Below are 12,895 nucleotides of genomic sequence, written 5' to 3'. Positions count from 1 at the left end.
TTTATTTTTCTTATTGTTTGCCGAGAGCACAAAGGCTAACGGCCACCGCCTTGCGCAATTTCTTCGCGCCGACGGTCAAGATATTCCGAGCAATCATCAATGAGTGGTTCAATGCGATCCTCGAAGAAGTGATTGGCACCTTCCACGATTTTTTGTTCAATCGTGATGCCCTTTTGCTGCTGCAGCTTGTCTACAAGCTTTTGAACAGCCTCGGGCGGCGCAACGCGGTCTTTTTCGCCATGAATGATCAGGCCAGATGACGGGCAGGGGGCGAGGAAAGAGAAATCATAAAGATTTTCCGGCGGTGCCACAGAGATAAAGCCTTCCACTTCCGGGCGGCGCATCAAAAGCTGCATGCCGATCCAGGCGCCGAAGGAAAAGCCGGCAATCCAGACGCCGGGGCTTTCTTTGTTCAACGTCTGCAGCCAGTCGAGCGCAGCGGCTGCGTCTGACAGTTCGCCCACGCCATGGTCAAACGTGCCTTGCGAGCGGCCAACGCCACGAGAATTGAAGCGCAGGACGGAAAAGCCGCGTTGGGCAAACATGTAGAATAGATTATAAACAATTTGGTTGTTCATGGTGCCGCCAAATTCCGGGTGCGGATGCAGCACCACCGCGATGGGCGCATTGGGGTCTTTGGCTTGTTGGTAACGTCCTTCAAGACGACCGGCGGGACCATTAAAGAATACTTCAGGCATACACGAAACCTTCTTTCCCCACTCAAAACCAAATGCTTTTGCCGAATGCAGGGATTGTTCGGCGAAAAGGGTTGACGAATGTCGGCACGCTACCTAAAACGTGAGTGCGAAAAACCAGTTTAGAATTATTCAAAACTAGTTTTCGCCCAACAGTCAATATTGTGCGCTTCTTTTACCTATGGTCGTGCGCAAAATTCAAGAACTGATTGGATGAATCGGCCTATGGCCCTGAAAAAGAGTGAATTTTTCAATGACGCAGCACGCGGTGACATATCTGGACCATAGCGCATCGGCACCTTTATTGCCGGACGCGCTGGCGGCTATGAATGACACGCTGGCGATTCCGGGCAATCCATCCTCTGTGCATGAGAATGGCCGGAAATTACGCGCGATCATTGAAGAGGCCCGTGATCACGTGGCGCTTTTGTGCGGCACGGCGCGGGGCCGGGTGGTCTTTACCGGGTCGGCGACCGAAAGTCTGACCCATGCGATCTGGGGCCTGGCGCGCAGCGGCAAGATCAATCGGATTCTGGTGGGCGCGGGCGAGCATATGGCCGTGATCCGCGCCGTAGAAACCGCGGGCGTGCCGTTTGACCTTATTCCCTTGCAATCCAAAGGCTTGTTGGACCTGGTCGCGCTTGAGCGTCAATTGGAGGCAGCAGCCGAGGCCGATGAGCGCGTGCTGGTGGCGGTGCAGCAGGTAAATAATGAGACCAGCGTGGTGCAGCCGATTGATGAAATCGGCAATCTGATGTTCGAGAGCGAGCACTATTTGTTGGTGGATGGCGCGCAAGGCGCTGGCAAGGTTGAGTTTTATTTTGATCCGTCACGGGCGGACTTCTATAGCGTTTCGGCGCACAAAATCGGTGGCCCGGCAGGGGTTGGCGCGCTGATATTGAAGCCCCGAGTAGATGATGTGCGCCTGATCCCCGGTGGCGGTCAGGAACAGGGGCGTCGTGGCGGCACTGAGTCGGCAGCTTTACTTTCCGGATTTGGCGTGGCGGCGGCGCAAGCGGTAGAAGATTTTGCCAACATGCCCAAAGATTTGGTGGCGGCAGCGGAAGCAGGGCTGAAAAAGCTTTATCCGCAGGTTGAATTTTTTGGGGCTGATGCCCCGCGCTCTGGCTTTGCCAGCGCATTTGCATTGCCGGGCATCAAGAACAATATATCGATGATCCAGTATGATCTGGCGCATATTGCGCTTTCCGCCGGGTCTGCCTGCTCTTCGGGCAAAGTGTCGCGTTCACATGTTTTGGCGGCAATGCAGGTTGATCCGGAACTGGCTGATTGCGCGTTACGTCTCAGCGTGGGATGGAACAGTACGATGGCCGATATTGAACAGTTTTTGTCTGCGACGAAGCAGATTGTCGAAAAGTTTAGAGGCGAAGATCAGGCCAGTGCCTGAATCGCTTGATGGGATGATGAAAGAGAGGTCTTGAAATGGCTGCGGTGAAAGAAACCATTGATCAGGTCAAGGAAATTGACGTTGATAAATATAAATATGGCTTTAAGACCGATATCGAGATGGATATGGCCCCAAAGGGCCTGAACGAAGATATTGTGCGCTTTATTTCGGCCAAAAAGGACGAGCCAGAATGGATGCTCGAGTGGCGTCTGGAAGCATTCCGCCGTTGGCAGCAAATGGAGCTGCCGACATGGGCACGGGTCGATTATCCGGAGATCGATTTCCAAGACCTCTATTACTATGCCGCGCCAAAATCCACGCCGGGGCCGAAAAGCCTTGATGAGGTGGATCCTGAATTGCTGGCGACCTATGAAAAGCTCGGCATTCCGCTTTCTGAACAGGCTGTGTTGGCCGGCGTCGAAGGCGCACGGGTTGCCGTGGACGCGGTTTTTGACAGTGTGTCGGTTGTGACCACGTTTAAAAAAGAGTTGGCCAAAGCCGGTGTGATCTTCTGCTCGATCTCAGAAGCAGTCAAAGAACACCCTGAGCTGGTGAAGAAATATCTTGGCTCCGTTGTGCCCACCTCTGACAATTTCTACGCGACCTTGAATGCGGCCGTGTTCTCTGACGGGTCCTTTGTATATATCCCCAAAGGTGTGCGCTGCCCGATGGAATTGTCCACCTATTTCCGTATCAATGAGGAAAAGACCGGTCAGTTTGAACGCACATTGATTATTGCGGAAGAGGGCTCTTATGTGAGCTATCTTGAAGGCTGCACGGCGCCAATGCGCGATGAAAACCAGCTGCACGCCGCTGTGGTTGAACTGGTGGCTCTGGATGATGCGGAGATCAAATATTCGACCGTTCAGAACTGGTATCCGGGCGATAAAGATGGCAAGGGCGGCATTTATAACTTTGTGACCAAGCGGGGCGATTGTCGCGGGAAGAATTCCAAAATTTCTTGGACGCAAGTGGAAACAGGCTCTGCAATCACCTGGAAATATCCAAGCTGCATTTTGCGGGGTGATAACTCGGTTGGCGAATTCTATTCGATTGCGATTTCAAATGGCCACCAGCAGGTGGATAGCGGCACCAAGATGATTCACTTGGGCAAGAACACCTCGTCCCGGATCATTTCCAAGGGGATCTCTGCCGGTTATTCGCAAAACACCTATCGCGGTCAGGTTTCGGCCCATGCGAAGGCGACCGGTGCGCGAAACTTTACCCAGTGTGACAGCTTGCTGATTGGCGATAAATGCGGGGCGCATACGGTGCCATACATTGAAAGTCGCAACTCAAGTGCCGTATTTGAACATGAGGCGACGACTTCAAAAATTTCGGACGACCAGATGTTTTATTGCCAGCAACGCGGCCTGAATGAAGAAGAAGCGGTGGCGCTGATCGTGAACGGCTTTGTACGCGACGTGCTGCAGCATCTACCGATGGAGTTTATGGCGGAAAGCCAAAAGCTGATCGGCATCAGCCTTGAAGGCAGCGTGGGTTAGGAACGAGCAGATGAGCGCGATCATTGTGGCCATTATTGCGGGACTTGGCATGGGCTTTGTGGTGGCCGGTCGCGTGAAGGCGGAAGAGCCCAAAGGATACAAGATTATTGGCGGCATTGCCGGTGTATTTGCCGCTCTAAGTGTTTGGCTGGTGATTACCTATATGTGGTGATCCCGCCTGTTTTGAACAGAACAAACGCCCAACTTGCGGGGCGAGAACTAAGGAACTGAAATGACAACGCCGATTTTGGAAATCAAAAATCTTCACGTGAAAGTGGAAGAAGAAGACAAGAAAATCCTCAAAGGTGTGGATTTGACCCTACCAGCAGGCGAAGTGCACGCGATTATGGGCCGGAACGGCTCCGGCAAATCGACGCTTTCCTATGTGTTGGCCGGCAAAGAGGGCTATGAAGTCACCGAAGGCGAAATCTTGTTTATGGGCAAAGACTTGCTGGAGATGGAAGCTGACGAACGTGCGGCGGCTGGCTTGTTTTTGGCGTTCCAATATCCGATTGAAATTCCGGGTGTTGCAACGATGACATTTTTGAAAGCGGCCTTGAATGCGCAGCGCAAGACACGCGGCGAAGAAGAGTTGAAGGTGCCTGAGTTCATGAAGCTGGTGAAGGACGCTGCTAACCAGCTGGAAATCAAACAGGACATGTTGAAGCGGCCCCTGAATGTGGGCTTTTCCGGCGGTGAGAAAAAGCGCGCAGAAATCCTGCAAATGGCATTGATGCAGCCTTCGCTTTGCGTTTTGGACGAAACGGATTCCGGCTTGGATATTGATGCGCTCAAGATCGTTTCTGATGGCGTCAACCATTTGCGTGATGCCAATCGCTCAATGCTGGTGATTACTCACTATCAGCGCCTGTTGAACTATATTGTGCCCGATCGTGTACATGTGTTCTCCGATGGCCGTGTGGTGGAAAGCGGCGATCGCGAATTGGCGCTTGAGCTTGAGAAAAAAGGCTATGCCGAATTTGACGGTACGGCTGCTTAATCCAACGCTGGAGCGATTTTCATGGAACAACAAGTTGTGAAACTGACAGATGCCGAAAACCAGCTGGCGGATTTGCTAAAGGCAGCGGGCGCGAACGACGCCAGCAACGCCCTGAGCGCCCATGGTTTGCCGCATCGTCGGATCGAAGAATATCACTATACGGACTTGCGCACCTTGCTGCGCGACGTTCCGTCTGATTTGGCTCAGGCCAATGATCGTTTGCCAGACGTTCAATTTGAGGGCTATGGCCGGATTGTGATCGTGAATGGCAAGCTGGTGCATGCAGATGAGATTGGTGGTGTGGAGATCAAATCCGCCGACGCTGCTGCGAAATCGGTGGGCAACGATCAAATCATCAATCTGATGGACGGGTTGGCGCAAAACCAGATCGAAATCACCATCAACACATCTTTGGATAAGCCAATCCATATTGCCCATGTGCATGACGGGCCCGACAGTGTGGTGGCCGACAAGGTGCGCGTGACAACGGCTGAAGGTGTGCACGCGACGATTGTTGAGACCTTTGAGGGGGCAAACGCGCGCGGATTGCGTTTCGCCAATTTCGCGTTGGACGTGGCGGCAGATGCCGAAATGTTGCATGTGCAGTTGGATCAGAATGCTGAAGGTGCACGCCAATTCGTGCAAAACACATATGATCTGCATGAAAATGCCAATCTGCGCACATTGGCCAGCCACGCCAATTTCAAGCTTGGTCGGACTGACATCAAGGCAGACTTTAAGGGCGAGGGTGCCCATGCGGACTTTGCCGGGCTGACCTTGCTGATGGATCAGCAGCACGGCGATTTCACGCTGAATGTGAACCATGGCGTGCCCAATACCACCAGCACGGAAACCTTTAAATCGATTGTGCGGGATCGCGCCAAGGCGATTTTCCAAGGTAAAATCATTGTGGCGCCGGATGCACAAAAGACCGATGCGCAAATGATGAGCCAGGGCTTGTTGCTCTCAGAACGGGCAGAAGTTTTGGTGAAGCCGGAACTGGAGATTTTTGCGGATGACGTGCTGTGTGCTCACGGGGCCACCTGTGGCGAGCTGGATGAGGACGCCTTGTTCTATCTGATGAGCCGCGGCATCAAACGAGCAGAGGCCGAATCGATGTTGATCCGCGCATTTCTGGCAGAATTGTTCGACGAAATGGAAAATGAGCAAGTGCGTGACAAACTGGGCGACCGTGTGGATGCCTGGTTGGCGGCAGCGGAGTAGATATGCTTGATCTTGGCAAAATTCGTGGTGACTTTCCGATCCTTTCGGAAGAGGTGAACGGGCATAAGCTTGTTTATCTCGACAGCGGCGCGTCGGCGCAAAAGCCCACGCAGGTGCTTGAGCGCATACAGCACGCCTATGCCCACGAATATGCCAATGTGCACCGCGGGCTGCACACGCTGTCTAACCGCGCGACAGAAGCCTTTGAGGCGGCGCGGGGCAAGGTGCAGAAATTCCTCAATGCCGAACGGACGGATGAAATTGTGTTCACCCGTTCGGCCACCGAGGCGATCAATCTGGTGGCTCAGAGCTTTTTGGGCCCCAAGATTGGTGAGGGTGACGAGATCATCATCACCAAAATGGAGCATCACTCCAACATTGTGCCGTGGCACTTTTTGCGCGAACGGCAAGGCGCGGTGATCAAATGGCTGGACGTGAACGAAGACGGCAGCTTCGATCTGGACGCCTTTGAAGCGGCTATCACCGACCGCACAAAAATGGTGGCGCTGACCCAAATGTCCAATGTGATGGGCACAATTGTGCCCATCAAACAGGTGGCGGAAATTGCCCATGCGCGGGACATTCCGGTGATGGTGGATGGCTCGCAGGGCGCAGTTCATTTGCCGGTTGATGTGCAGGATCTGGATGTCGATTTTTACGTTGCGACCGGGCACAAGCTTTATGGGCCAACAGGCATAGGTATTCTTTATGGCAAGTATGATCGCTTGCTGGATACACGGCCTTTTAACGGTGGTGGCGAGATGATCGCCGATGTGTTTGAAGACAGCGTCACTTATGCTGATCCGCCACATCGATTTGAAGCGGGAACCCCGCCCATTGTACAAGCCATTGGATTAGGCGCCGCAATCGACTATATTGAGAGTATAGGCCGCGATAAGATCAAGGCGCATGAAGATGAAATCGGCGACTATGCGCGGCAAGAGCTTTTAAAAATCAATGCGTTGCGGCTGATCGGCGATGCGCCGGGCAAAGGGGCAATTTTTTCCTTTGCGATTGAGAATGTGCACGCTCATGACCTGTCGACCATTTTGGATCGCTATGGCGTGGCAGTGCGCGCGGGCAGCCATTGTGCGCAGCCCTTGTTAAAAAGATTTGGCGTGACCTCTACATGTCGTGCCTCATTCGCCCTATACAATGGGAAAGATGATGTAGATGCGCTGGTGAATGCCATCGGCAAGGCGCAAACATTCTTTGGTTAGGAGAGCAATATGAGCGAAACAGAAACGGCACAGGCAGAACAGCATAGCCCCAATGCGGCGACGATTTCTGCTGAGAGCTCGAACCTCTCTGCCGAAGAGATTGAACGCCTGACCGACGATATTGTGGGCGCGCTGAAGACTGTTTATGACCCGGAAATCCCGGTCGACATCTATGAGCTTGGCCTCATCTACAAGGTTGATCTGGATGACAATCGGAACATTACGATTGATATGACGTTGACCGCCCCAGGATGTCCTGTTGCGGGCGAAATGCCAGTATGGGTTGAAAATGCTGTGGCCTCTGTGGAAGGGGTCCAGGATGTGAAAGTGAATATGGTGTTTGATCCACCATGGGATCAAAGCCGCATGTCAGAAGAGGCGATGGTCGCCCTGAATTGGTGGTAAAATGGCTTTGAAAATCATGAGCATAACCGAACGAGCCGCCGACGAGGTGAAGAGCATTATCGCGCAATCTGGCGATGATGACGTGATCGGTGTGCGCGTGGGCGTGAAAAATGCGGGCTGTGCCGGCATGGCTTACACGCTGGATTATGTGAAGGAAGTGACGCCTGGCGACGATCATGTGAGCGAGCATGGGGTGGACGTTTATGTCGACCCGAAAGCCACCATGTTTCTGCTGGGCACGGAGATGGATTTCAAAGAAGAGCTTTTGGGCTCAGAGTTCACCTTCAACAACCCAAACCAGACCGGGTCTTGTGGCTGTGGCGAAAGTGTTATGCTAGAACCTGCTGACTTGAAGCAGCTCGCCGAAGCACGCGCCTTGGCCAAATAGAATGTTCTAGAAAAATTAGGCGACCTTTGGTTTGCGGAACTCTTCATCAGTTTCGCAGACCACCCGATTGCGACCGCAACGTTTTGCGGTATACAGACACGCATCGGCCCGCTCAATCAATTCAGGTATAGATTCTTCGTGCCGGTACACTGCAGCGCCTATGGACACTGTGATCCGTCCCAATTTTTCATTGGTGGAGCGTTTCAGCAATTCTTTGGCGTGCACCGCTTTGCGGATTTTCTCCGCAATGATGCGCGCGCCGCGAATGTCGGTATCTGGCAAAATCGCCGCAAACTCTTCGCCACCATAACGTGACGCGTGGTCGCGTCCCTTTAGGTTTGACTTCAAGGTCATTGCCACAAGCCGCAATACCTGGTCACCAGTTTGGTGGCCATAATTGTCGTTGAAGGCTTTAAAATGGTCGATATCCATCATCAACAGGCAGAAGCTGGTGCCAGAACGTTTGCTGAGTTCGAGCACCTGTTTAAGGCGTTGATCGAAACTTTTGCGGTTGGCGATTTTGGTCAGCGGATCCAACATCGTTTCACGGCGAGCCGTGTCCAAATCCCGTTTCAAGCTGGAAATGTCTTGCTTTGAAGCTTTCAACTTTTCTTCGAGATTGGTGTTGGCTTCCTGCATCTTGTGGGTTTCGGTCAGAAGTTGTTTGGCCAAAATCCGCAAAGCATCTTGGTCCACATCGCCCAGCAGTTTCTTCTCGGCCAAGCCCAAGGAGCCAGAATAGCCTTCGGCCGTATCGATGGCATCGTCCATGGCGCGATTAACCGCGTCAATTTTGGATGACATTTCCTGAGAAACACTGGTCAAACGCGATTCGAGGTCCGACGGGTTGTCAAAGAACTCGCGATAGACCTGCAACACGTTTTCCATGGAGAGGGTGTTGTCCTCTCCCAATAGCATGTTGAGCCGCTCGTTCAGCTGCTCGTTAATGCCGGATGCGTATGTGTAACAGAGTTCGTAAAAGTGAGGGTAAGGCGGAATTTTCGCGCGCTTGAGCATGCCCAAGGCCGCAAAAGAGTACTCCAAAGTACGCTGATAATCATGTTCAGATACAAGCATATCAACTTCCGAACCAGACTTTTCGGTAATTGCAAGTTTATGCAATTGCCTCAAAGCTTATTTACCCACATCACGTTTTTACTGCGCGACCTATAAAGATTGCGTTAAAAAACAACCTTAGCTGGCGCGCCGTACAGGACGTAACAAAAAGGCCGGGACCTGATCTGATTGACCAAAAGGTACGCGATCCTGATTCTCATTTCCTGAACGTTTTTTGCGGTTATTCTTTGATGATTTTTGTGATTCTGTCGAGTGACTTGTCTGATTTTTTTCGGCGTTATCAGGCACTTGCTGTTTTTTCCCACGTCCACGTTTCGGCTTGTCTTCGACAGGTTTTTCGCTCTTCGGCTTATTCGACTTCGCCTCAGCGGAGGCAGTTTTGTCTGCTTCTTCGATGGGAATTGTCTTTTCGATCAATTTTTCAATGGCCGTTAAGTATTTTTCGTCGGCCTTGGTGACAAGGCTCACCGCCACGCCTGACCGTCCCGCACGCCCGGTGCGCCCGATTCTATGAACATAGTCTTCGGCATGGGTGGGAACGTCGAAGTTGTAAACGTGGCTGACTTCGGGAATATCCAGGCCACGGGCAGCCACATCGCTGGCCACCAAAATTTTGATCTCGCCTTTTTTAAACCCGTCCAGCGTTGCCATGCGGCTTTTCTGGTCCATATCGCCATGAAGTGCGCCCGCATTAAAGCCATGACGTTCGAGCGAGCGGGTTAGGGTAGCGATATCGCGCTTGCGATTGCAGAAGACGATGGCGTTGTTCAAATCCGCAGCAGCATGGATTTCGGCCCGCAGCGCTGCGCGTTTTTCAAAGGGTTTAGTGCCCACCTTGACGGCCTTTTGTGTGATGGTCTCGGCCGTTGAATTCTGCCGAGCGACTTCCACACGTTCCGGATTGGTCAAGAATTTGTTTGTCAGTTTTGCGATCTCATCGGGCATGGTTGCCGAGAATAGCAGCGTTTGACGACGTTTTGGCAACAGCGCGCTGACCCGCTCAATATCAGGCACAAAGCCCATATCCAGCATGCGGTCGGCTTCGTCGATCACGAAGATATCGACGCCGGTCATCAACAGGCGCCCACGCTCAAAATGGTCAAGCAAACGCCCTGGTGTCGCGATCAAAACGTCAGCGCCACGATCAAGCTTTTTATTTTGCTCTTCAAAGGACACGCCACCAATCAGAAGGGCGACAGTCAGCTTGTGGTTTTTGCCATATTTTTCGAAATTTTCATGCACTTGGGCGGCTAGTTCGCGCGTTGGTTCCAAGATCAAGGTACGCGGCATGCGGGCACGGGCACGGCCCTTTTCCAGCAAGGTCAACATGGGCAGCACAAAAGATGCCGTTTTGCCAGTGCCGGTTTGCGCAATGCCAACAATATCTCTTTTTTCAAGGATATGCGGAATTGCTTTTTGTTGAATATCCGTTGGGTCACTATAGCCTGCATCGGCCACAGCATTGATTACGGATTGGCTCAAACCAAGTTTTGAAAATTGCTCGCTCAAGTAATTACGTCCACTTTGACAGTTGTGATGGTCATGATTTGTTTAGTGGCCCCGCGCACGTGACCATAACGACAATAACCGCTAAGTCAATGGGTTATTGGGAATCTTTCTTAACGGAAGCCAGATCAACTCGTGATCAATTTATGCGTTGCGCAGACAAGGGACTAGATGTCGATGTCATCAACAAAGGCTGCATTTTCCTGAATAAACTGGAAGCGCAATTCTGGTTTGTTGCCCATAAGCCGGTCAATGCTGCCTTTGGTGTCGTCAAATTCACCTGCAATATCAATGCGCAAAAGCGTGCGAGAGCCCGGTTTCATGGTGGTTTCTTTCAGGTGCTGGTAGGGCATTTCCCCCAGACCTTTAAAGCGGGTTACCTCAACTTTACCGCGACCGGTAAACTCGTCGGCCATCAATTTATCCTTGTGGGCATCATCTTTGGCATAGAGTGTTTTGGCGCCTTGGGTGATGCGATAAAGCGGCGGCACGGCCAGATAAAGATGGCCTTCGCGGATCAAATCGGGCATTTCCTGAAAGAAGAAGGTCATCAACAAGGCGGCGATGTGGGCGCCGTCCACGTCCGCGTCAGTCATGATGATGATTTTGTCGTAGCGCAAATCGTCGCCGCGATATTTTTCGCGTGTGCCACAGCCAAGCGCCTGCACAATATCGGCAATCTGCTGGTTCGCGGTGACCTTGTCGCGCGTCGCACCGGCAACGTTGAGGATTTTACCCCGCAAAGGCAACACAGCTTGACTGGCGCGATTTCGCGCTTGTTTGGCGCTGCCCCCCGCAGAGTCGCCCTCAACGATAAAGATTTCGGCACCCTGAGCTGCGCCCTGCGAGCAATCGGCCAATTTGCCGGGCAAGCGCAAACGGCGGGTGGCGCTTTTGCGGTCGATCTCTTTTTCTTTGCGGCGGCGCAAACGCTCTTCTGCGCGCTCAATGCTCCAATCCAGCAGCTTGCTCGACTGGTTGGGCGAGGCGGCCAGCCAATGGTCGAACGAATCCCGGACCGCATTTTCTACAATCTTGGTGGCTTCCGTGGTGGAGAGTTTGTCTTTGGTCTGGCCAACAAATTCTGGCTCGCGGATAAAGGCTGACAGAACAGCGCAGCAGTTTGACAGCACATCCTCTGCTGTGAGGATCGAGGCGCGCTTATTGCCGGTCAATTCGGCATAGGCTTTCATGCCGCGCAACAGTGCCGCGCGCAATCCTGCTTCGTGGGTGCCACCATCTTGGGTGGGCACGGTGTTACAATAAGACGAGACAAAATTGTCGCCGATGGTGAAAGCGATGGCCCATTCAACGGCCCCATGCTTACCGGGCTGGCCTGCACGACCTGCAAAAGTCTCGTCGACAATGCGGGTGCGGCCTTCGACCCGGTGTTCCACATAATCTTTCAGCCCGTTGGGGAAGTGGAGCGTTTTTTTGCTCGGAACATCGGTGCCTTCGACCAGTTCCGGATCGCAGGACCAACGAATTTCCACGCCCGCGAACAAATAGGCTTTGGCCTGCGACATATCGAAGATGCGCTTGGGCGAAAACTTGGCTTTCTCGCCAAAGATCTGCGGGTCGGGGTGGAATTTGATGGTGGTGCCGCGCCGATTGCGCACTTCGCCCTTGCTTTCAATGCCGGTGACGGCAAGGCCGCGGGAGAATTTTTGCTCATATAATGTCTTGTCGCGCGCGACTTCCACGATCAGATCATCAGACAAGGCATTCACCACGGAAACGCCCACACCATGCAAACCGCCGGATGTCTCATAGGCCTTGGAATCAAATTTACCGCCTGCGTGCAGGGTGGTCATGATGATTTCTAAGGTGGAGCGGCCGGGGAATTTCGGGTGTTCCTCCACAGGAATGCCGCGACCATTATCGGTGATGGCCAGATAGCCTTCTGTATCCAGATGCACCTCAATGCGGGACGCATGGCCCGCAATGGCTTCGTCCATAGAGTTATCAATGATTTCGGCAAACAAATGGTGCAGCGCATTAATGTCTGTGCCGCCAATATACATGCCCGGGCGCCGGCGGACCGGTTCCAGCCCTTCAAGCACCTCAATGTCGCTTGCGCCGTAGGATTTGTCATCCTTTGACGCGCTGGGCAGGGGCGCGCTGTTTTTGGGCGCAGATGTGCTTTCAGTTTTTCTGGCGATTTCTGGCTTATCTACCGCCTCGTCGCCGCCAAATGCTGAAAACAGATCGTCGCTATTGTTCATGCTCTACCGCCTCGAATCATCTCTTATGCCTTGCTTACCATATTTGTGGGACATAGGGGGTGGTCAATCGCTTCGCCCGGAAAATCACGGGTTTGCGTGTACTTATCGACCGTTTTCAAACAAATGGCGATCAAAATTATTATTGAAAAACTTTTGGACGAATTTGTCGGTTTAAAAGACGCTGCGTTTCAGAATGAAACTGATAAGTGATTGAAGCTATTAGCTCGGGGTGTGGAAATAAA

The 12,895-nt window shown here is 52.6% G+C and carries 12 protein-coding genes; 8 read left to right on the top strand and 4 right to left on the bottom strand.

The annotated features are described in order from the left end of the window. Window positions 1-35 precede the first annotated feature (35 nt). Window positions 36-698, bottom strand: coding sequence for an alpha/beta hydrolase (locus L1I42_RS15160; RefSeq protein WP_236115576.1), 663 nt, complete (start codon window positions 696-698; stop codon window positions 36-38). Window positions 699-948: 250 nt separating this feature from the next. Between L1I42_RS15160 and L1I42_RS15155 the strand changes: the two genes are divergently transcribed. The 8 genes from L1I42_RS15155 (at window position 949) to L1I42_RS15120 (ending at window position 7,845) form a co-directional block, all read left to right on the top strand. Beyond that, window positions 949-2,103, top strand: coding sequence for a cysteine desulfurase family protein (locus L1I42_RS15155; RefSeq protein WP_236115575.1), 1,155 nt, complete (start codon window positions 949-951; stop codon window positions 2,101-2,103). A gap of 35 nt (window positions 2,104-2,138) precedes the next feature. After that, on the top strand, window positions 2,139-3,608 hold the full coding sequence (gene sufB, locus L1I42_RS15150; RefSeq protein ID WP_236115574.1) for a Fe-S cluster assembly protein SufB: 1,470 nt from the start codon (window positions 2,139-2,141) through the stop codon (window positions 3,606-3,608). A gap of 10 nt (window positions 3,609-3,618) precedes the next feature. Continuing rightward, a complete protein-coding gene (locus L1I42_RS15145) occupies window positions 3,619-3,780 on the top strand; it encodes a hypothetical protein (RefSeq protein WP_236115573.1) in 162 nt (53 codons plus the stop codon). Between the two features lie 72 nt (window positions 3,781-3,852). Further along, window positions 3,853-4,608, top strand: coding sequence for a Fe-S cluster assembly ATPase SufC (gene sufC, locus L1I42_RS15140; protein ID WP_236115669.1), 756 nt, complete (start codon window positions 3,853-3,855; stop codon window positions 4,606-4,608). A 21-nt stretch (window positions 4,609-4,629) separates the two neighbouring features. Further along, on the top strand, window positions 4,630-5,832 hold the full coding sequence (gene sufD / locus L1I42_RS15135) for a Fe-S cluster assembly protein SufD (protein WP_236115572.1): 1,203 nt from the start codon (window positions 4,630-4,632) through the stop codon (window positions 5,830-5,832). 2 nt (window positions 5,833-5,834) lie between these two features. Further along, entirely contained in the window at window positions 5,835-7,052 is a 1,218-nt protein-coding gene (locus tag L1I42_RS15130; RefSeq protein WP_236115571.1) for a cysteine desulfurase, read from the top strand. A 9-nt stretch (window positions 7,053-7,061) separates the two neighbouring features. Next, window positions 7,062-7,457 (top strand): SUF system Fe-S cluster assembly protein, encoded by a 396-nt coding sequence (locus tag L1I42_RS15125; RefSeq protein WP_236115570.1) that lies wholly within the window; start codon window positions 7,062-7,064, stop codon window positions 7,455-7,457. A gap of 1 nt (window position 7,458) precedes the next feature. Then, a complete protein-coding gene (locus tag L1I42_RS15120; protein WP_236115569.1) occupies window positions 7,459-7,845 on the top strand; it encodes a HesB/IscA family protein in 387 nt (128 codons plus the stop codon). A 15-nt stretch (window positions 7,846-7,860) separates the two neighbouring features. On the opposite strand, the gene L1I42_RS15115 is transcribed toward L1I42_RS15120, so the two are convergent. From L1I42_RS15115 to parE, 3 genes are all read right to left on the bottom strand, one after another. Continuing rightward, the gene (locus L1I42_RS15115) at window positions 7,861-8,922 is read right to left on the bottom strand and encodes a GGDEF domain-containing protein (protein ID WP_236115568.1); all 1,062 of its coding nucleotides are present in this window, start codon (window positions 8,920-8,922) and stop codon (window positions 7,861-7,863) included. A 117-nt stretch (window positions 8,923-9,039) separates the two neighbouring features. Further along, on the bottom strand, window positions 9,040-10,431 hold the full coding sequence (locus L1I42_RS15110; RefSeq protein ID WP_236115567.1) for a DEAD/DEAH box helicase: 1,392 nt from the start codon (window positions 10,429-10,431) through the stop codon (window positions 9,040-9,042). Window positions 10,432-10,595: 164 nt separating this feature from the next. Next, window positions 10,596-12,653 carry a DNA topoisomerase IV subunit B gene (parE, locus tag L1I42_RS15105; protein ID WP_236115566.1) on the bottom strand — a complete coding sequence of 686 codons (2,058 nt, stop codon included), beginning with the start codon at window positions 12,651-12,653 and terminating at the stop codon, window positions 10,596-10,598. Window positions 12,654-12,895 lie beyond the last annotated feature (242 nt).

This window comes from Maritalea mediterranea, assembly GCF_021568695.1.
Lineage (GTDB): Bacteria > Pseudomonadota > Alphaproteobacteria > Rhizobiales > Devosiaceae > Maritalea > Maritalea mediterranea.
Note: the sequence above shows the minus strand (reverse complement) of the source record. Positions and strands in the feature narration are given on the sequence as shown.